The organism is Borborobacter xinjiangensis, assembly GCF_047739745.1.
Taxonomy (GTDB): domain Bacteria; phylum Pseudomonadota; class Alphaproteobacteria; order Rhizobiales; family Rhizobiaceae; genus Pseudaminobacter.
In genome coordinates this window covers 1-19,662 of the sequence record NZ_JBLLVA010000017.1, presented here as the reverse complement: position 1 = coordinate 19,662, position 19,662 = coordinate 1, and the positions used below count along the sequence as shown (strand labels likewise).

The following is a 19,662-nucleotide window of genomic DNA, read 5'->3' as shown; positions in this document are numbered from 1 at the left end:
CACCAGAACATTACAATTGAATATCTGTTCATGTGCTGCGTTGTCAATGGCTCCCTGAGCATTTTTGACGGAAGCCAAGCTGAGCGTACGTTGCGGCGAACAAGAGAGATGCTCAGGTGAAACCCAGGGCTCTCCCCAAAGCCGGAGGAGATCAGGGCCTCAGGTCAGCTGCTATGCGTTTTGCAGGATTGGGGTACGGCAGAAACGACGCTCTATGCAGTGTGCTCCTCACGTCAATACCTCGCGCCGAAGAGACGTGTCTTCCTGGATTTTCTGATCGACGCCTTCAGTTGAGCGGCAGCCTTTCCCTGCATTACCTGAATCAAAATGCATCAATGGCCTTATTGGCAAGGCACACGGCGTGCTAACAAGGGTACGTCAAAGCGCCAGAAGGCAGAGGACGGGATGGACGACGCAACGCTGCTCCTCGCATGGCTTTTGGTCGCGCTCGTTGGTGTGATGACCCCGGGTCCGGATACGCTTCTGGTGCTGCGTCACACCTTGCTGAGCAGTCGCAGGGCCGGCTTTGCAACCGTGATTGGCATCGCTGTCGGATATCTGGGGTGGGCCTGCGCCAGCCTCGCGGGCCTGACAGCCCTGCTCGCCGCGTCCCAGCTTGCCTATGATCTCGTCCGCATCGCCGGAGCAGCGTATCTCATCTGGCTCGGAGGGGCAGCGATCTGGCACTCGTTCCACCGTCAGCTTCCTGCCGGCGGTCTCGTCAATGCGCCGCAAACGAAAATGGGGACGTGGACGGCGCTACGGACCGGGGCGGTCACCAATCTGCTCAATCCGAAGGTGGGCGTCTTCTATATCAGTATTCTGCCGCAGTTCCTTCCATCAGGTTCCGGGGCGCTCGCATGGGGCGCCATGTTGGTCGGCATCCACATTACCGTGACCTTCGCCTGGTTCACTCTGATAATCTGGACTGCTGGGAAAGCGCGCCGGCTGCTGCTCAATGAAACAATGCGCGCGTGGCTCGATCGCATCAGTGGGATGGTCATGGTGAGCGTAGGTGTGAAACTCGCGACCGAGACGCGGTAGCAGGGGCGTGGTCACAGACCGGATGTGCGATAGCAGCTCCGGTTGCTTACTGCTCTGCAAATCGCGCCCGGGCCGCTTCGATCGCCTCTCTGTTTTGCCGTGCCCAATCAAACAGCGGTTTGAGCGGGGCGATCAGCGTTCGACCGAGCTCGGTCAATTCATAGTCCACGCGGGTTGGGACTGTTGGATAGACAGTCCGGCTGACCAAGCCGTCGCGTTCAAGGCCCTTGAGCGTCAGCGTCAGCATCCGCTGCGAAATGCCATCGATTATCCGCCGTAACTCATTGTACCGCCGGGGACCGTCGGAAAGAGCGCCGACCACCATCACCGTCCATTTGTCGCCGATCCGGGACAGGATCGACGCGAGCGCCTTGCAGTCGGATGCTTCAGGGCCTGACTCAGGTACAAAGATGTTCGTAGTCACCGGAACTGTGCCTCCTTGCATCAACGCTTATGGGATGCATATTAATCTAACGCACAATTTGTATCTATACATGGAATCCGGCGTGCGCTTTGCGCCACCGCCAGCCGACTGAGGAGCACGCCAATGCTGGCAGCATGTTTCGACGATTATACGGGTGCAGAGGCGGTTAAGCTGATGACTGTCGTACGCCCGACAGCCAGAGAGGGTGAACTGCTGGTCCGTGTTCACGCCGCCGGCGTCAATCCCTTCGACTGGTATGCCATCAATGGCTATCTCAAGGATCTGATTCAGTTCGACCTGCCGGCAGTTCTGGGCCGAGAATTCTCCGGAACGGTGGCAGCCATTGGGGCAGGCGTCGACGGATTTTCTGTCGGTGATGCCGTACTCGGCCATGTTCCGGCGCACTTGCCGGGAGCCTTCGCAGAATACGTAACTGTGCCTGCGCTATACTGCGCCCGCAAGCCGGATCGGCTGAGCCATAAGGAAGCTGCCGCCTTGCCCGATACGTTGATCGCTGCATGGGCCAGCGTGTTTTGCGCGACGACCGGCCTGGACCTGAAACAGGGGCAAAGACTCCTGGTCAATGGGGCCTCCGGCGGCGTCGGCAGCATTGCAGTGCAACTGGCCAAGAAAATGCGCGGCGCTTCGGTCGTGGGCACCGCCTCAGCGGCAAAGATCGATCTCGTCGCGCAGGCGGGCGCCGACATGGCGATTGATTATGCAGAGCCGGAATGGAGCGAAGGGCTCGGTCAGTTCGATTCCGTGCTTAACACCGCACTGTCCCCGGACTACGAACTTCTATGCAGCCTGGTTCGACCTGGCGGTCGCCTCGCGACCGTGACGCGCTTGCCGGGCGGTGACTTTGTTGAACGCTGGGCGAAACGAGGCGTAAGCTGCACTGTCGTGAATGGCCCCGCCTTCGATCCGCAGCTTTCGCTCATGATTGTCGAAATCGAGAGCCTCGGTCTGTCACCCGTGATCGGCGCCGTGATGCCTTTGAGCCAGGCGGCCGATGCAATTGTGCAAGTCGGGCATAATCAGGTTCGCGGCAAAGCTGTTCTGATGCTCACCGATACCAGCCTGGCTGGCTTGCCGTAAGCCTGCCTACCACAGGGCTCAGGCGGAACTGACAACACACACAGGAGCGTCTGTTTCCTGTCGACCTGGATCGGTCGTGCTCTACCCAAACGCAGACCCGACCTTATTACAAACGGAACTTCTGCCTCGGTGGTTCAGTTCAGGCGATTGCGGATGGTTTCCATCTGCTGGATCTCTTCACGCTGCGCCTTTGTGATTTCCCCACACAATGCGACCAGTTCGGGATCGGTGAGCTTTGCCTCTCGACACATCAGGATCGCACCGGAATGGTGCGGGATCATGCTTTCGATGAACTGGCGGTCATCGATCAGCGTTTGCGAGCGCGTGGCCCAGAATGAGGCGAGCGTCAGGACAACGAAAAGCACATACATAGCCAGGTTCACGCCGCGCTTCGGATACATGCCAGGCATTGTCGCCAGCATGAAGATGCCCATGGGCGCCCACATGGTGACTGCCATGTAGAACATGTTGAGGTTGTTTCGGAAGTCGCCCCAACCGTCGATCATGGAGAACATGACGACATACATGACGATGAGCCCAAGCACCATGTTCACCCAGAACATGAGATAGGGTCGCCCGTGGGCACCGTGGCTGTCTTTCTTGCTGTCATGCGCCGCATGATCATGTGTCATCGATTTGTCCTCCCGAATGACGTTGTTTTGGTCAGTGCATCATGATTGCAGGCTTAAGCATCATCCAGACAGCCATTGCGATCATCATGAGGTTCTCGGTCAGGGACACGAAGCCGAGCGGCACGTTACTATCGCCGCCGACACACGCACATTTGAGCTCGCGCTTGTCGATGTAGACAGCCTTGAAAACAGAAATCGCACCGACACCGCCTATGAAGAGCGCCACGGGAATAGAAACCCACATCAAAGCGCCTGCTATCATCAGGATGCCGGCAAGAGCCTCAGCGAGCGGATAAATGTAAGCGTACCGGACCCAACGCTGCGCCAGCAGGTCGTAGTTCAGGAACATGGTGGCGAACCCTTCCACATCCTTGAGCTTCTGCAGCGCAAGCAGGCACATCGCGATAGCGATGAACCACTCGGCGGCCTGTATGTTCACAAGGTTGCCGAACGCGGCCCAACTCGCGGCGAGCGCCATCAGTGCCGACATGGCGAACAGCGCAACCACCGGCGTGTAGGTGACCGCGTTCTTGTCCTTGACCTCTCCACCGAAGAACAGGACCAGATCGTCATAACCGCCGATCCGCTTGCCGCCGATGAAGGTCTGGGGTGTCGATTTCACATTATGCTTTGCCTTGAAGGCGTCAGTCTCTTCGCGGGTGGTCAGATGATGGTCGTCGACCTCGTAGCCCTCGCGCTTGAGAAGGTCCAACGCCTTCAGCCCATAAGGGCACGTGTGGTCAGCCATCACCATCCGGTGAAGCTCTGCATGTTTTGCTGTGTGGGTGGCCATTGGCGATCCTTCTCCTAAAGCTTTGCTTTCGCGAACACCTCGACGAGCTCGTTGAACTTGCTGCGCTGAAGGTCAGCGTCGCCGGACGCGATCGCTTCCTCAACGCAGTTTGCCGCATGGGATCTCAGAATCTGGTTCTCGACCTTTGACAGAGCTGCTTTGACCGCATGGATCTGGTTGAGAATGTCGATGCAATAGCGGTCGTCCTCGACCATCTGGCTCACGCCGCGAACCTGGCCGGCGATCCGGTTGAGAGAGGCGATAATCGGCTTTGCGTTCTTCGTGCACATCCTGTACCCCTACCCGGTATCGGTATGGGGATAACTACGTCTCAACCGACGTTTAGTTCCCCAAAAGGAACATGAATTTTAATTGCATCGGGCGGAAGCGAGCTGAAATGTGATGCGGATGAGGTCATTGATTACGCCATATCGTAGTCTGCGTGTAACGCCTCACCGTTCTTTGTTTCTCGCGTCTTCAACTGAGATGATGCCTACGGGATAAGACTATGAAGCTTGCAGAAGCACTGGTGCTACGCAGTGACCTCGCCAAAAGGATGGAACAGATCAGGGCCCGCTCCCTGCGCAATGCCAAGGTTCAGGACGGCGACTCCCCGGCGGAGGATCCATCGGAACTGATGGCAGAGCACGATCGCCTCGCCCTGGAGCTCGAGGTGCTGATCGGTCGCATCAACCGAACCAACAGCAGCACGGCCTTTGGGGAAGGCGCCTTGACGGACGCGCTGGCGAAACGTGATGTCCTGCGCCAGCGCCAGGCCGCCTGGCGAGACCTCGCGGCGGAAGCAACAGTCTCCCAGATGATCGGGACACGCAGCGAGGTCCGGTTCCGTTCGGCCGTCGACGTGACCAAGGTTCAGAAAACAGCAGATGACCTCGCGCAGGAATTGCGCAAGGTTGATTCCGGCATACAGGAGGCCAACTGGCTTACCAAGCTGATTGACTGACGCACAGTCGGTATCCGGCGGTCGAAAGCGAATACAAACCCTTCCGGCGGGGAAAGTCCGGCCTTGCATGCGTCAGGGGCGACGCGGGCGATCCTAGATCGTTCACACCTTCGGCCCAGCACACAGACAACGGCACTTTTACAGTAACGCTTCAGCACCACGTATTGGTTCGACCATCGGAGAGGGCGGGATCGGGGTTTGCCACTCGACCAAAGGCTGGTTGGCAAATGGACTGTGCGAACGAGCGGGATGCCGGAGTTCAGGGTAGCGGATAGCCGCCTTGTATTCGCGCTCATACCCACCTAAGCGAAATGCACAACGCTGCATTTCCGCTAAATCGCAACAAGCTCCCCAACCAGAACGCTGCAGACAACCCACGTATCATTGATATCGGGAAATCGTTTCAGCATTTCTGGAACGAAAGTCATAAGCAGGCGATCACACACCATTCTATTAAAAATAAACTTCGTCCGGGGTCTTGCGATTCGTAACTTTATGGCCACCACCACCTCAAATACATCGTAACTTCGGCTTCGGCGATACCGCCGTTCTCCTGTATTTGCACGCCACACTACTACTACGACAAAGACTTGTTGAATCAGCCCAATTTCGGGCTCCTTTAATCGTCCCCGATCCAGGGCCGGCTGAACGGTCCCTGGCCGCAAGGGGACGACATGGCGGCATCTCACCAGAAATCGGAAGCGATCACGCGCGGCGCGCGCATGCTGCGTACAGCCCTTGGACCGGCCATCGCACGCTTTCTGGAAGACCCGTCGATCGTCGAGGTGATGCTCAATCCCGACGGCCGGCTCTGGATCGACCGACTGTCCGAAGGTCTCTCCGACACAGGTGAACGACTGGCGCCCGCGGATGGCGAACGGATCGTCCGCCTCGTCGCTCACCATGTCGGCGCCGAAGTCCACCCCGGCAATCCGCGGGTGTCTGCCGAGCTGCCCGAGACGGGAGAGCGGTTTGAGGGGTTGCTGCCCCCGGTCGTCGCAGCGCCCGCTTTCGCAATCCGCAAACCCGCCGTCGCCGTCTTCACCCTCGACGACTACGTGGCGTCCGGCATCATGTCCGCGGACCAGGCCGAGGCTCTGCGTGAGGCTGTCGCCTCGCGCGCAAACATCCTTGTCGCCGGGGGCACCTCGACCGGCAAGACTACGCTCACCAATGCCCTGCTTGCCGAGGTCTCCAAAACCACGGATCGCGTCGTCATCATCGAGGACACGCGCGAACTCCAGTGTGCCGCGCCCAACCTGGTCGCCATGCGCACCAAGGACGGCGTGGCCACCCTGTCCGATCTGGTCCGCTCCTCCCTTCGCTTGCGCCCCGACCGCATACCCATCGGCGAGGTTCGCGGTTCTGAAGCTCTCGACCTGCTCAAGGCCTGGGGCACCGGCCATCCCGGCGGCATCGGCACGATCCACGCCGGCACGGGGATCGGTGCGCTGCGCCGCCTCGAACAACTCATCCAGGAAGCTGTCGTCACCGTCCCAAGGGCGCTGATCGCCGAGACCATCGACCTCGTCGCCGTCCTCGCCGGTCGTGGATCGCAGCGCCGGCTCGCCGAACTTGCTCGCGTCGATGGACTCGGCCCGGAAGGCGACTACCGCGTCATCCCCGCAACCTCATCCCCCACCGAAACAGGAGAACCATCATGAGCCCTCATACCCTGCGCCTCCGTCGCCATGTCGCGACGGCCGTCGCCGTCACCTACGCCACCCTGATCCTCACACCGGCCGCGCACGCGTCCGGCTCGTCCATGCCGTGGGAAGCGCCGCTTCAGTCGATCCTGCAGTCGATCGAGGGCCCGGTCGCCAAGATCGTCGCAGTCATCATCATCATCGTCACCGGCCTCACGCTGGCTTTCGGCGACTCGTCCGGCGGCTTCCGCCGTCTGATCCAGATCGTCTTCGGCCTGTCGATCGCGTTCGCCGCATCCAGCTTCTTCCTGTCGTTCTTCTCATTCGGCGGCGGAGCGCTGGTCTGATGGCGAGCGGCCTCGAACAGCTCGACGAGGTGCCGGGCTTTACCGTGCAGGTCCACCGGGCGCTGACCGAGCATATCCTGCTGGGCGGCGCCCCGCGCTCCATCGCGATCATGAACGGCACACTCGCCGGGGCCGTCGGCCTCGGTCTGCGCCTGTGGTTGGTCGGCCTCGCCATATGGGTCGTCGGCCACTTCGCCGCCGTCTGGGCCGCCAAGCGCGATCCCCTCTTCGTCGAGGTCGGCCGGAGGCATCTGCGCATCCCCGGCCACCTGTCCGTCTGAAGGAGCGCCGCCTGTGATGAACCTTGCAGAATATCGCCGTACCGCCAGCCGCCTCGCGGATTTCCTGCCCTGGGTCGCACTGGTCGGTCAGGGCGCCGTCCTCAACAAGGATGGCTCATTCCAGCGCACCGCTCGTTTTCGCGGTCCAGACCTCGACAGCGCGGTCGCCGCCGAACTGGTCGCCGTGGCCGGACGCCTTAACAACGCCTTCAGGCGTCTCGGCTCCGGCTGGGCGATCTTCGTTGAGGCGCAGCGCCACGAAGCCTCGACCTATCCCGAAAGCCTGTTCCCCGATCCGGCATCCGCTCTGGTCGACGCCGAGCGAAAGGCGGATTTCGAGGAGGCCGGCACGCACTTCATTTCCGGCTACTTCCTGACCTTCACCTACCTGCCGCCGGCTGAAGATGCCGCACGCACGGAAGCGTGGCTCTATGAAGGGCGCGACCGAGCCGGCGTCGATCCGCATGAGGTCCTGCGCGGCTTCGTCGATCGAACCGACCGGGTATTGTCGCTGCTCGACGGCTTCATGCCGGAGTGCGGCTGGCTCGATGACGCCGAGACCCTGACCTACCTGCATTCCTGCGTTTCGACCAACCGTCACCGCGTGCGGGTTCCCGAAACGCCGATCTATCTGGACGCGTTGCTCGCCGACCAGCCGCTTACAGGCGGGCTTGAGCCGCGTCTGGGTAAATCCAATCTCCGAATCCTCACGATCGTCGGGTTCCCGACGGCGACGACGCCAGGAATCCTGGACGAGCTGAACCGTCTCGCATTTCCCTATCGCTGGTCGACACGGGCGATCCTGCTCGACAAGACCGACGCCACCAAGCTCCTCACGAAGATCAGGCGGCAATGGTTCGCCAAGCGCAAGTCTATCGGCGCGATCCTGAAAGAGGTCATGACCAACGAGGCGTCCGCCCTCGTTGACACCGACGCCGCAAACAAGGCCGCGGACGCCGATCTCGCACTTCAGGAACTCGGGGCCGACTATGCCGGCCAGGCCTATGTGACGGCGACCATCACGGTGTGGGACGCCGACCCTCGGATCGCCGACGAAAAGCTCCGGTTGGTCGAAAAGGTGGTCCAGGGCCGTGACTTCACCGCCATGGCCGAGACGATCAACGCCGTGGACGCCTGGCTCGGCTCGCTGCCGGGCCATGTCTACGCCAATGTCCGGCAACCGCCGATTTCCACGCTCAATCTCGCCCACATGATCCCGCTTTCAGCGGTGTGGGCGGGGCCGGAACGGGATGAGCACTTCGGGTCGCCCCCCTTGTTGTTCGGCAAGACCGAAGGAAGCACCCCGTTCCGGTTTTCCCTTCATGTCGGCGATGTCGGCCATACGCTCGTCGTCGGTCCGACCGGCGCCGGCAAATCCGTCCTTCTGGCGCTGATGGCCCTCCAGTTCCGGCGCTATGAAAACTCGCAGGTGTTCGCCTTCGACTTCGGCGGCTCCATTCGAGCCGCCGCCCTGGCGATGGGCGGCGACTGGCACGACCTTGGCGGCGATCTGACAGAGGGCGCCGAGTCTTCGGTCTCGCTTCAGCCGCTTGCGCGCGTCCATGACGTGCCCGAGCGCGCCTGGGCCGCCGATTGGCTTGTCGCCATCCTGATGCGCGAGGGCATCCAGATCACGCCCGAGGTGAAGGAACACCTCTGGTCCGCTTTGACATCGCTCGCGTCGGCGCCGGTCGAAGAGCGCACCATCACCGGTCTGTGCGTGCTGTTGCAATCGAACGATCTCAAGCAAGCCTTGAGGCCCTATTGCGTTGGCGGACCTTATGGCCGGCTGCTCGATGCCGAGAAAGAACATCTCGGGCATGGGGCAGTGCAGGCGTTCGAGATCGAGGGGCTTGTCGGCACCGGCTCCGCACCCGCTGTTCTTGCCTATCTCTTCCACCGCATCGGCGACCGCCTCGACGGGTCGCCTACGCTACTGATCATCGACGAGGGCTGGCTCGCCCTTGATGATGACGGCTTCGCAGGTCAGCTCCGCGAGTGGTTGAAGACCCTGCGCAAGAAGAACGCATCGGTCATCTTCGCCACCCAATCGCTCAGCGACATCGATGGCTCTGCGATCGCACCGGCCATCATCGAAAGCTGCCCGACACGGCTGCTCCTGCCGAACGAACGCGCGATCGAGCCCCAGATCACCGCCATCTATCGTCGCTTCGGGTTGAACGATCGCCAGATCGAAATCCTCGCGCGGGCCACCCCAAAGCGGGACTACTACTGCCAGTCGCGACGCGGCAATCGCCTGTTCGATCTGGGTCTCTCTGAAGTTGGCCTGGCGCTCACCGCAGCTTCCTCAAAATCCGATCAGGCGGCCATCGCCCGAATCTTCGCCGAACATGGGCCGGACGGGTTCCTGGCGGCATGGCTGCGCCTGCGCGGTGTCGATTGGGCCGCCGACCTGATCCCCGATCTCGCCAATCTTGTTCCCTCAGCCCCCAAGGAGTCTACGACATGACGACCCATCGTTCCCACGCGCGCGCCCTGTTCATGGCCGCGACCATGCTGGCGACCCCGATCGCCCTATCGCCGATCCTCACGACACCGGCGCACGCTCAGTTCGGACGGATTGTCTATGACCCGTCCAATTACGCTCAAAACGTGCTCACCGCTGCTCGCACGCTGCAACAGATCAATCAGCAGATCACGCAGCTTCAGAACGAAGCGCAGATGCTCATCAATCAGGCGCGCAATCTCGCAAGCCTGCCGCATTCCTCGCTCCAGCAGCTTCAGCAGAGTTTCCAGCGCACGCAGCAGCTTCTGCAACAGGCGCAGAACATCGCCTTCGACGTGCAGAGCATCGATCGGGCCTTTCAGCAGCAGTACGGCAATGTCTCGCTGTCCACGACGGACCAGCAACTCGTCGCCGACGCACGTTCGCGCTGGCAGAACACTGTTGGCGGCCTGCAGGACGCCATGCGCGTCCAGGCCGGCGTGGTCGGCAATATCGACACCAACCGCGCCGAAGTCTCGACGCTGGTCGGCCAAAGTCAGGGGGCGACAGGCGCGCTGCAGGCGACACAGGCCGGCAACCAGCTCCTCGCCCTTCAATCGCAGCAGCTCTCCGATCTCGTCGCACTGCTTGCGGCTGATGGCCGAGCCGGCGCGCTGACCGAGGCGGAACGCGCGGCCGCGGCCGAACAAGGCCGCGAGCAACGCCGTCGCTTCCTGACGCCCGGCTCCGGCTACCAGCCGGGCAACGCGCAGATGTTCAACAACGGCAACTGAGGGCGCGCGCGTGGATGGCAAGCTGCTGGCCCGGTTGGGCGCCGTCGTCTTTGTCGCCATCGCAGTAACAGCGACGGCGATCGAGATGACCCGGAAGGAGGATGCTCCCTTAGAGGAGCCCGCACGTCTCACAGAGCCGGTGCGCGATCCCCTACGGGAGGCGCAGCGCCGGTGCCAGCAGCTTGGCCAGGCGGCCGCCAGCGACGCCGATTGCATGCGCGTGTGGGCCGAAACCCGCGACCGTTTCCTCGGTCGGGCTCCGGCGCCCGCCGCCCCACATCAAAATCAAGGACAGTGATCCATGGGCGGCACCGGCGTCATCGACACATTCCTCGGGACCTTCACCCGCTATATCGATTCCGGCTTCGGCCTGCTCGGCGGCGAAGTCGCGTTCATCGCCACAACCCTCATCGTCATCGATGTGACGCTTGCCGCGCTCTTCTGGTCCTGGGGAGCCGATGACGACATCATCGCTCGCCTTGTCAAAAAGACGCTGTTCGTCGGCGTCTTCGCCTACATTATCGGCAACTGGAACAACCTGGCGAACATCGTCTTCGACAGTTTCGCCGGCCTCGGCCTGAAGGGCTCGGGCACCAGCTTCACCGTTCAGGATCTCCTTCGCCCCGGCAAGGTGGCGCAGACCGGCCTCGATGCCGCGCGACCATTGCTCGAATCCATCTCCGATCTGATGGGTTGGGTCGCCTTCTTCGAGAATTTCATCCAGATCGCCTGCTTGCTCTTCGCATGGGCTCTGGTGCTGCTCGCCTTCTTCATCCTCGCCATCCAACTCTTTGTCACCTTGATCGAGTTCAAGCTGACGACGCTCGCCGGCTTTGTGCTGATCCCCTTCGGACTGTTCGGCAAGACGGCCTTTATGGCCGAGCGCGTGCTGGGAAATGTCGTGTCCTCCGGCATCAAGGTTCTGGCGCTAGCCGTCATCATCGGCATCGGTTCGACCCTCTTCTCGCAGTTCACCTCAGGCTTCGGCGGCCAGACCCCTACGATTGACGAGGCCATGGCCGTCGTCCTTGCCGCGCTGTCGCTGCTCGGCCTGGGCATCTTCGGTCCTGGCATCGCCAGCGGCCTCGTCTCAGGTGGTCCGCAGCTCGGCGCAGGCGCCGCGGTCGGAACCGGCCTTGCCGTTGGCGGTGCGGCGCTTGCCGCTGGTGGTGCTGCAGGCCTTGCTATGAAGGGAGGGGCCGCCGCCGTCTCCGGCGGTGCTGCCGCAGTGCGCAGCGGTGCTGCCGCTGCCGGCGCTGCATCTTCGGCCTACAGCCTCGGCTCCCTCGGTCAAACCGGCGCATCAGGCGTGGCCTCGGGCCTTGGAGGCGTCGCGCGCGCCGCCGGTTCGGCGGCCGCGTCACCGCTCAAGCGCGCTGCGTCGAAGGCCAGCGAAAGCGTCAAGTCGAGCTTCTCCGAAGGCGCGAAGGCCGGCTTTGGGGCCACCGGCGGCTCCTCGACCATGGGCACTATTGGCGGCGCCGATGCCGACGCCGCTTCCGCCAGCACCCCGCGAGATGGAGCGCCTGACTGGGCGAAGCGCATGAAACGCAGCCAGTCCCTCAGCCACGGCGTCTCAGCCGCCGGTCACGCCGTGCGCTCCGGCGACAGCCATGGGGGCGGCTCTTCCGTCAACCTTTCTGAAAGTGATCGCTCATGAGCCTCTTCAAACGACCCGCAACCCATTTTGGCAAAACGCCGGCGCCTGAAACGCCCTATCAGAAGGCCGCTCAGGTCTGGGACGAACGCATCGGTTCAGCCCGCGTGCAGGCGAAAAACTGGCGCTACATGGCGTTCGGCAGCCTGATTCTCACAGCAGGGTTTGCCGCGGCCCTGGTCTGGCAGTCCGCGCGCGGAACCGTTGTGCCCTGGGTGGTGCAGGTCGACAATCTCGGCCAGGCGCAAACCGTCGCGCCCGCCTCGGCGGACTATCGCCCCAACGACCCTCAGATCGCTTTCCACCTTGCCCGCTTCATTGAGCAGACCCGTTCGATTCCGTCGGACGCCATCATCGTGCGCCAGAACTGGCTCCGCGCCTATGAATGGACCACGGATCGCGGCGCGGCAGCGCTCAACGATTATGCCCGCGCCAATGATCCGTTCACACGGGTCGGCCGTCAGCAGATCGCCGTGGAAGTCTCAAGCGTGATCCGGGCGTCCCCCGACAGCTTCCGAGTCGCCTGGACCGAGCGTCATTACGAAAACGGACAACTTTCCAGAACCGAGCGATGGACCGCGATCCTGACCATCGTGATCCAGACACCGCGGGACGCTGAGCGCCTCCGAGCCAATCCGCTGGGAATCTACGTCAACGCCATCAACTGGTCTCGGGAGATGAGCCAATGAGCCGCCCCCAGATGAGCAAAGCCGCGTTTCAGGGTTTCCGTAAACCCGGCCTGGCGATTGTCCTGCTCTCCGCGACCATACTGGCCGGTTGCGCAACCAATCGGCCGCCCCAGATCAGCTACGACGCGGATGTGCCGCCGCTGCCCGCCGTCCCGGCGGTTGTTACCGATCAGCGGCCACGGCCCTTGCATGTTCCGCCGGCATGGACTCCCGCAAGGGGTGGAACCGCAGCCAGCACGCCGGAAGGACGCGTCCAGAACGCCAACGCGGCCGCCCGCGTGCAGCCTCGCCGCGAAGGCTATTTCAACTCCATCCAGATTTACCCTTGGAGCGAAGGCGCGCTCTATCAGGTCTATGCGGCGCCAGGCCAGATCACCAACATCGCGCTTGAGCCTGGAGAGAGCCTGACGGGGGCCGGCCCGATCGCAGCCGGCGACACGGCGCGCTGGATCATCGGCGATACTGAAAGCGGCAGCGGCACGACCCGTCGCGTCCATATCCTCGTCAAACCGAGCCGCGCCGACATCACGACCAATCTCGTCGTCACGACGGATCGCCGCGTCTATATGCTCGAGCTGCGTTCCGGCGAAGCGCCCTATATGCCCGCTGTCGCCTGGGCCTATCCGCAGCCGCCCACCGGTCAGAGACAGAGCGTCCCGGCAACGCCCGTCATCCCCGTCGCCTCGGCGCGCAATTATCGCTACGGCCTGACCGGCGATACGCCGCCCTGGCGTCCGATCACGGTTTATGATGATGGCCGACGGGTCTATGTCGAGTTCCCCCGTGGCATCGTCCAGGGCGAAATGCCGCCGCTCTTCGTCATTGGTTCCGATGGCGAAGCTCAAATCGTCAACAGCCGCATTTTCCAGAACATCCTGATCGTCGATCGTCTCTTCGGCGCGGCCGAACTGAGACTCGGCGGCGGCGATCGCCAGCAAACCGTCAGGATTGTCCGCACAGACGGGAGGCCAGCGTCATGAGCAACAAAGACGATAACCGCGATGAGGCCGTGACGCCTGGCGGGCCCAACATCGATACCGCCTCGACCATGCGCTTGCGCGCCGAGCTCCCCCGCGTCACCCGGCTGTCCCGTAAGGTGCTGGCCGGTGTAGGCTTGGTCGCCAGCATCGGCATCGGCGGCGCGCTGATCTATGCGTTGCAGACGCGCGAAGGGGGGCCTGGCAACGAAGAGCTCTATTCCACAGAGAACAGAGCAACCGCCGATGGTCTTGCCGGCCTGCCGCGCGACTACACAGGACCCGTCCTCGGCCCGCCCTTACCAGGCGATCTCGGGGGGCCGATCCTCGACGCCCAGAATCGCGGTCAGCCCGTCGTGCCCCCAGCTATGGCTACACCTCAGGTCGATCCCGAGGAACAACGCCGCCTGGCCGAGGAAGAAGCCGCCCGGACGAGCCGAGTGTTCTTCCAGAGCGGGCCTGGAACTGGCGCTCCATCCGGACCTCCCGCCATGACCAATCCGTCGCTCGCGGGCCTCGGTCTTCCCGGGCAGATCGGAACACCCACCGCCCAGGATCGGCAGAGCGCCTTCCTCAACGCCGCCGTCGATCGGCGCACGGTCTCAGCAGATCGTGTCATGGCGCCGGCATCGCCCTATGTGCTGCAGGCGGGCGCGGTGATCTCCGCCGCGCTCATCACCGGCATCCGCTCCGACCTTCCCGGCCAGATTACGGCCCAGGTGACCGAGCATATCTATGACAGTCCCACCGGACGCATCCTCCTCGTGCCCCAGGGAACGCGGATCATCGGCGAATACAGCAATGATGTCGGCTTCGGACAGCGCCGCGTGCTCTTGGTCTGGAACAGGCTGATCTTGCCGAACGGACGCTCCATCGTGCTCGAACGCCAGCCCGGCGCCGACACGCAAGGCTATGCAGGGCTGGAAGACGGCGTCGACTATCATTGGTGGGATCTGGCGAAGGCCGCCGGTCTGTCGACCCTTCTCGCCGTCGGCGCCGAGCTTGCCGTCGATGACGAGGACCGCCTCATCCGCGCCATTCGCGATGGGGCGCAGGACACGATCAATGACGCTGGCCAGCAAATCATCCGCCGTCAGTTGCAGGTGGCACCGACGTTAACGATCCGGCCAGGCTTCCCAGTTCGCGTAATTGTCACCCGTGATCTCATCCTCGAACCTTACGGAGTTCCCCAATGACGAAGTTGAAACTCGGCCCGATCACTGAGGACAAGCCGGTGAAAGTGACCCTGGACTTACCGGGAACACTGTATCGAGATCTTGCCGCTTATGCGGAGGCGCTCGGTCGAGAAACGGGGCACATCCCCGCTGATCCTAAGAAGCTGATCATCCCCATGTTGGAGCGCTTCATCGCTACGGATCGGGGCTTTGCCAAATTTCGGCGAATGTCACCGGAGACGCAATCATCCTTCACCGCCTAAGAATGCAAGCTCGAGGCTTTAAGCTAGCCAATTCTGTCTCGATGATTCTGTTGCCAGCCGCTCTGCGAACTTTATCAGCCGTCGCAAACTCGGATTGTCGTTTCTCGGAGACCACACAGCGCTGAACGGTACGATATCCGCATCAGCGCTCAGCGGAATGAGGCTGAGGTCCCGAAACGGAACGCAGCTCCACGCCTCGGCGACCGGAGTGATGCCTTTTCCCATAGCTACCATGTGCATCAAAGTGTCCTGGTGCACATCCCTATACACGATCGTCGGATAAGTGCTGTAGTCACATATCCGTCGCACAATGTAATCTCGAATCTCCGGCCCTGGCCCGAAGCGAGAAATGATGAACATCTCATCGCGCAACTGAAGCCAATCAATCTGTTTTTCGCGTGCCAGGGGATGGGATCGAGCCATCGCGATGTGAACACGCTCGTCCCAAAGCTCTATAGTTTCGCACCCCTTTACCTCACCATTGCCGGTAAAAAAGCCTATGTCCAGTTTTCGGGTGCGAATGCCTTTAATGTGCTCTGGTCTTGTACCATCATAAATGTCCACCCAAACGCCGGGGTAAGCAGCCTCATATCTCGATACGAGTTCGCGCAGAAAACCTCCGGCAAGCGTTGAGATCACCCCGACCCTTAGTGTACCGGTCTCCGCACGCCCTGCCGCACCTGCATGATGAATTGCATGTCCGATCTGCTGAAGCGCTGGGACTGTTTGCTCAATGAACTTCCGTCCCGCATCGGTCAGCCGAACACCAAACTGGCCGCGCTCGAAAAAGCCAACGCCTATACGGTCCTCAAAATCTCGAATCGCCCTACTGACGCTGGACGGCTCCACATCCAGCATTTCGGCAGCAGCTCGGATGCTCATGTGTTCAGCTGCGGCAAGCACATACCTTAGGGGCCTGAGGTCAAAATCTCTGGCGAGCTTGATGTATTCAAAAATAGTTCCTCCTCGCGATGCGCCTTCTTCCGACATGTTCGCTCGCTCTCCTCAAAACGTCCGAAATGCGGGCGACATTAACCTTTCCTGGCTCGAATCAGCCGCGCGACAAATGCGATAATCTTGCGAAACTCAATGCTCTGGAGCCTGTTATCCCCATACTGGTCTCCAATTTTACCGAAGACCGATACGCTTCCACGTCGGCGATGATCAAAGACCTTCTATGATGCAAAATCGCGCTGACTAGGCACTCGGGGCTCCCTGACCGCGCACGGTGCCCCATCCGTCTCGCTTCAGCTTAAGGCAGCCTTAAGAGTCAGCGTCTTGACGGAGAACAGAGCAAAAAAAACAATCTCAAGATTTTTCTGGACGTCCATCAGGAGGACCGGGATGCGATCTGTCGTTAACTTGTCTTCCAGATCAGGCATTAGGCCACAACTCACCTACGACGCCTGTCGATGCACTATCTCAGCGTTCAGCCCACCTGTCGGCCGATTCCTCAACTGCAAGCTCCAGCCGCTTCGTCCAAGCGCCAGCTCAACGATCGCCAAGCCGAGCCCCGAGCCTATGGGCACCTTATTGCGCCCTCGAAAGAAGCGCTCAGTCACTCTGGAAAGCTCCTCCTCCGGGATGCCTGGGCCGTCGTCCTCAATGATGATAGTGGCGCCTTCACCTAGGGACGCCGTTCGACAGCGAACCGCGCCACCCAGAGGCGAGTGATTCACTGCATTCTCGAAGAGATTGCGTGCGGCAAGCATGAACAGGTCCGGCTCGATCTCAAGCTCGATCGTATCTAGTATGGGTGATACTTCGATTGATACGCGCCTTGTGGAATCACTGAGTTCCGCTGCTAACAAACGTAGGATCTCTCCCGCATTCACCAAATCTTGCCGATCCGCCTTCTCCCGCGCCTCAACCGCTGACAGATCGAGTAACTGCCGAACCAATCGGCCGGTGCGGTCGACGCCAATCATTATCTGGCGAAGAGCCTGATCTCGGATCGTACGATCATCACTGGCGAGCGCAACCTGTGCCTGCGTCTTCAGGCCGGCCAGCGGCGTGCGCAGTTCGTGTGCCGCAAAGGCAGTGAAGTTGCGCTCGCGCTCGCGCAGCCCCGCAACACGTTCAAAAAGACCATTCAACGATTGAAGAACTGGCACAATCTCTCTGGCTGTTTCGACATTCGCGATCGGCCTGAGATCGCATGCCTGTCGGCGCGCAAGGTCATGTGCAATCTTGTTTAAAGGCGCCAGACCACGCCTCACACTGAGCCAAATCAGTGCTGCAAGCGCAGGCAAGATCAACATGACCGGGAGCAGAAGGCCGCGAATGACATCGTTGACCAGGCCGTCGCGTATCCTAAGATTGTCCCCTACCATAACACGGACGCCAAGTTCAGCATTGGTGACCGCATAGACACGCCACTGCTCTCCGTCGATCTCAGTTTCCGAGAAACCGTCTGTGCTCTCTGCAAGCTTTCGATCCGGGGCACTATCTGAACGACCGATCAACGTTCCCTGCAGCGACCAGACCTGACATGAAAGGTGGCGGTTGTACGAGGGATGCACCCTAGCCGACTGCCCGACGCTCCCCGTTAGGCCCGGATCAATCCCAACTTCCTGCTTCACCACAAGGGAACTTACCATACGCGCAGCTTCAATTAGGCGGGAATCAAGCACACGTTCGACCTCCGCGCGGGTACTGAGGAAAATCCACAATACAGCTGACAACCAGACAATGCCGGTGGTCAGTACGAGGATCCAAAAAAGCCGATTGCTGATTGAGGGCATCAAGGTTCGCCCCCAAGACGATAGCCGATGCCACGAACCGTTTGGATCATCGCAGCCCCCAGCTTGGCCCTTAGGTGATGGATGTGCACCTCGACGGCATTGCTTTCCACCTCCTCTTGCCAACCATAAAGCTTGTCCTCGATCTGGCTTTTCGAGAGTATCTGACCTGGATGGACCATCAGCGCATGTAGGATAGAAAACTCCCGGCGCGACAGCCGGACAAGTTCGCCACTCCGCTCAACTGCCTGCGACGAGGGATCAAGACGTAGGTCGCGCCACTCCAGAAAGGATCGCACTCGCCCGGATGATCGCCGGACCAGTGCGCGCAGGCGAGCTGTGACCTCGTCAAGATCGAACGGTTTACCCACATAATCGTCAGCTCCATTGTCGAGTCCAACGATCCGATCAGAAACATTATCTCGTGCGGTCAAAAGAAGCACCGGCGTACCGTCATGACGATCACGCAAGAACCTGAGGACATCCAATCCCGAGCCGTCGGGCAACATCAAATCGAGAATAAGCGCGTCGAAACTGTGGTTTTGAAGCACCGCATGAGCCTCCTCACAGGTCTCAACTACATCCGCGCTGAAGCCAGCGATTGATAGACCAACCTTCAGCCCATCTCGCAAGATCGTATCATCCTCAACGACAAGAATTCGCATAGCACCTGCCCGACCGACCTGACCGCCCTTGAACACTATCCTTAAGGCAGCCTTAAGGAGTGAGTACGAGGAGAAGACTCGTCTCGTTTGCGTTTGATTCAATTCTGACAGTTGTTTCGGCATCCTCGAGATAAAATGCAGAGCATGTACATCAGCGGCCACACATTTACAGGACGTGAACCAGGCTCCGAGTCCACAGCAGATACAAGCCTATGACCCTCAGTTCATGGGCGGTCCTTTTTGAATGTTCAGCCTCGTCCACGAAGCCAGGCGGTTAGCGCGTTATGACCGGCCGCTCGCCCAACTGGTGCGCCATCATCTCGTTCAGCGTGATGTTCTGCCGTCCTCCAATCAATCCGACGATGGAGGCCTCATGCACATCCAGGCGCGAGCGTCACCACCCGCATTAGAGCCCGCGCCGTCGTCCTGCTGAGCTCGTGCCATACGCAACCTCAGCAAACGATCATTTTGAATCAGGCCGCGGTTGCGCCATCACTTGGCCAGCGGCTCAACCGACGCCGAAACTGCTCTAGCCGCTCTAGCATGCATCACAAGATTTGCTATCTGGGGATCCGGTCCAGACTATTTGCATGCCTCAATCGCCAACAAGAATCGCATGCGACATGATGGGAGGCTTTTTCCACGGAGATTACGAGCCGTCTCAGGCCATAGCCGTGTCGGACGGAGTGACCAGAAGGAAATCCGATACCCTCCGCTCGCCGGCACACGATCTCTAGCTATCGACGCATTGCTGCTAGCTGCGAGCTTTGTGTTGCACATCTGCAACAATTCGAAATTTCCTCTCCCTTCCGCGCCGCCGATTTCTCGCTACAATATTCTCCCCGGCGCTTCCACAGCGCTTCCACGACCTCTTCAATCGCAGAGCATCCACACAGCAAAAAGCCCGCTAAGTCATTGACTTAGCGGGCTGAATTTTGGTTGCGGGAGTTGGATTTGAACCAACGACCTTCAGGTTATGAGCCTGACGAGCTACCGGGCTGCTCCACCCCGCGCCACCTTTGCGCA

Annotated in this window: 21 protein-coding genes and 1 tRNA gene; 14 read left to right on the top strand and 8 right to left on the bottom strand. The window is 60.8% G+C overall.

Features of this window, described 5'->3' with window-relative positions; genetic code table 11:
- Positions 1-405 precede the first annotated feature (405 nt).
- Positions 406-1,044, top strand: coding sequence for a LysE family translocator (locus tag ACLKMW_RS17310; RefSeq protein WP_415725736.1), 639 nt, complete (start codon positions 406-408; stop codon positions 1,042-1,044).
- A gap of 46 nt (positions 1,045-1,090) precedes the next feature.
- Here ACLKMW_RS17310 and ACLKMW_RS17305 read toward each other — a convergent pair whose 3' ends face one another.
- Positions 1,091-1,489, bottom strand: a complete 399-nt coding sequence (locus tag ACLKMW_RS17305; RefSeq protein WP_415725735.1) for a winged helix-turn-helix transcriptional regulator — start codon at positions 1,487-1,489, stop codon at positions 1,091-1,093.
- A 102-nt stretch (positions 1,490-1,591) separates the two neighbouring features.
- Between ACLKMW_RS17305 and ACLKMW_RS17300 the strand changes: the two genes are divergently transcribed.
- The gene (locus ACLKMW_RS17300) at positions 1,592-2,566 is read left to right on the top strand and encodes an NADP-dependent oxidoreductase (protein WP_415725734.1); all 975 of its coding nucleotides are present in this window, start codon (positions 1,592-1,594) and stop codon (positions 2,564-2,566) included.
- 134 nt (positions 2,567-2,700) lie between these two features.
- On the opposite strand, the gene ACLKMW_RS17295 is transcribed toward ACLKMW_RS17300, so the two are convergent.
- The 3 genes from ACLKMW_RS17295 to ACLKMW_RS17285 are packed head-to-tail and all read right to left on the bottom strand — an operon-like array spanning position 2,701 to position 4,281.
- Positions 2,701-3,198, bottom strand: a complete 498-nt coding sequence (locus ACLKMW_RS17295; protein ID WP_415725733.1) for a DUF305 domain-containing protein — start codon at positions 3,196-3,198, stop codon at positions 2,701-2,703.
- Between the two features lie 31 nt (positions 3,199-3,229).
- On the bottom strand, positions 3,230-3,991 hold the full coding sequence (locus ACLKMW_RS17290; RefSeq protein WP_415725732.1) for a MauE/DoxX family redox-associated membrane protein: 762 nt from the start codon (positions 3,989-3,991) through the stop codon (positions 3,230-3,232).
- Positions 3,992-4,005: 14 nt separating this feature from the next.
- Complete coding sequence (locus ACLKMW_RS17285; protein WP_415725731.1) at positions 4,006-4,281, bottom strand: metal-sensitive transcriptional regulator; 276 nt, start codon at positions 4,279-4,281, stop codon at positions 4,006-4,008.
- A gap of 218 nt (positions 4,282-4,499) precedes the next feature.
- Here ACLKMW_RS17285 and ACLKMW_RS17280 point away from each other — a divergent pair, with 218 nt between their 5' ends.
- The 12 genes from ACLKMW_RS17280 (at position 4,500) to ACLKMW_RS17225 (ending at position 15,230) form a co-directional block, all read left to right on the top strand.
- On the top strand, positions 4,500-4,955 hold the full coding sequence (locus ACLKMW_RS17280; RefSeq protein ID WP_415725730.1) for a DIP1984 family protein: 456 nt from the start codon (positions 4,500-4,502) through the stop codon (positions 4,953-4,955).
- A gap of 674 nt (positions 4,956-5,629) precedes the next feature.
- Complete coding sequence (gene trbB, locus ACLKMW_RS17275) at positions 5,630-6,619, top strand: P-type conjugative transfer ATPase TrbB (RefSeq protein WP_415725729.1); 990 nt, start codon at positions 5,630-5,632, stop codon at positions 6,617-6,619.
- Positions 6,616-6,948: a TrbC/VirB2 family type IV secretion system protein gene (locus ACLKMW_RS17270; RefSeq protein WP_415725728.1), complete on the top strand. Its 333-nt coding sequence runs from the start codon at positions 6,616-6,618 to the stop codon at positions 6,946-6,948. The genes trbB and ACLKMW_RS17270 overlap by 4 nt, the downstream gene beginning before the upstream one ends.
- Positions 6,948-7,229 carry a VirB3 family type IV secretion system protein gene (locus ACLKMW_RS17265; RefSeq protein WP_415725727.1) on the top strand — a complete coding sequence of 94 codons (282 nt, stop codon included), beginning with the start codon at positions 6,948-6,950 and terminating at the stop codon, positions 7,227-7,229. Before ACLKMW_RS17270 ends, ACLKMW_RS17265 begins: the two co-directional genes overlap by 1 nt.
- 13 nt (positions 7,230-7,242) lie before the next feature.
- Positions 7,243-9,699: a conjugal transfer protein TrbE gene (trbE, locus tag ACLKMW_RS17260; protein WP_415725726.1), complete on the top strand. Its 2,457-nt coding sequence runs from the start codon at positions 7,243-7,245 to the stop codon at positions 9,697-9,699.
- Positions 9,696-10,469, top strand: a complete 774-nt coding sequence (trbJ, locus tag ACLKMW_RS17255; RefSeq protein WP_415725725.1) for a P-type conjugative transfer protein TrbJ — start codon at positions 9,696-9,698, stop codon at positions 10,467-10,469. Before trbE ends, trbJ begins: the two co-directional genes overlap by 4 nt.
- A 10-nt stretch (positions 10,470-10,479) precedes the next feature.
- Positions 10,480-10,767, top strand: coding sequence for a putative entry exclusion protein TrbK-alt (trbK-alt, locus tag ACLKMW_RS17250; protein ID WP_415725724.1), 288 nt, complete (start codon positions 10,480-10,482; stop codon positions 10,765-10,767).
- A 3-nt stretch (positions 10,768-10,770) separates the two neighbouring features.
- Positions 10,771-12,129: a P-type conjugative transfer protein TrbL gene (gene trbL, locus ACLKMW_RS17245; protein ID WP_415725723.1), complete on the top strand. Its 1,359-nt coding sequence runs from the start codon at positions 10,771-10,773 to the stop codon at positions 12,127-12,129.
- Positions 12,126-12,815 (top strand): conjugal transfer protein TrbF, encoded by a 690-nt coding sequence (gene trbF / locus ACLKMW_RS17240; RefSeq protein ID WP_415725722.1) that lies wholly within the window; start codon positions 12,126-12,128, stop codon positions 12,813-12,815. Before trbL ends, trbF begins: the two co-directional genes overlap by 4 nt.
- 11 nt (positions 12,816-12,826) lie before the next feature.
- Positions 12,827-13,795 (top strand): P-type conjugative transfer protein TrbG, encoded by a 969-nt coding sequence (gene trbG, locus ACLKMW_RS17235; RefSeq protein ID WP_415725813.1) that lies wholly within the window; start codon positions 12,827-12,829, stop codon positions 13,793-13,795.
- Positions 13,792-14,988 carry a TraB/TrbI/VirB10 family type IV secretion system protein gene (locus ACLKMW_RS17230; RefSeq protein ID WP_415725721.1) on the top strand — a complete coding sequence of 399 codons (1,197 nt, stop codon included), beginning with the start codon at positions 13,792-13,794 and terminating at the stop codon, positions 14,986-14,988. Before trbG ends, ACLKMW_RS17230 begins: the two co-directional genes overlap by 4 nt.
- Positions 14,985-15,230 (top strand): DUF2274 domain-containing protein, encoded by a 246-nt coding sequence (locus ACLKMW_RS17225; RefSeq protein WP_415725720.1) that lies wholly within the window; start codon positions 14,985-14,987, stop codon positions 15,228-15,230. The genes ACLKMW_RS17230 and ACLKMW_RS17225 overlap by 4 nt, the downstream gene beginning before the upstream one ends.
- Before the next feature lie 18 nt (positions 15,231-15,248).
- Here the strand turns inward: ACLKMW_RS17225 and ACLKMW_RS17220 are convergent, their stop codons facing one another.
- The 4 genes from ACLKMW_RS17220 to ACLKMW_RS17205 form a co-directional block, all read right to left on the bottom strand.
- Entirely contained in the window at positions 15,249-16,220 is a 972-nt protein-coding gene (locus tag ACLKMW_RS17220; protein WP_415725719.1) for a LysR family transcriptional regulator, read from the bottom strand.
- A gap of 407 nt (positions 16,221-16,627) precedes the next feature.
- On the bottom strand, positions 16,628-17,974 hold the full coding sequence (locus ACLKMW_RS17215) for an ATP-binding protein (RefSeq protein WP_415725718.1): 1,347 nt from the start codon (positions 17,972-17,974) through the stop codon (positions 16,628-16,630).
- Positions 17,974-18,636: a response regulator gene (locus ACLKMW_RS17210; RefSeq protein WP_415725717.1), complete on the bottom strand. Its 663-nt coding sequence runs from the start codon at positions 18,634-18,636 to the stop codon at positions 17,974-17,976. The genes ACLKMW_RS17215 and ACLKMW_RS17210 overlap by 1 nt, the downstream gene beginning before the upstream one ends.
- Before the next feature lie 936 nt (positions 18,637-19,572).
- Positions 19,573-19,649: transfer RNA gene (locus tag ACLKMW_RS17205), tRNA-Met, on the bottom strand.
- Between the last annotated feature and the right edge of the window lie 13 nt (positions 19,650-19,662).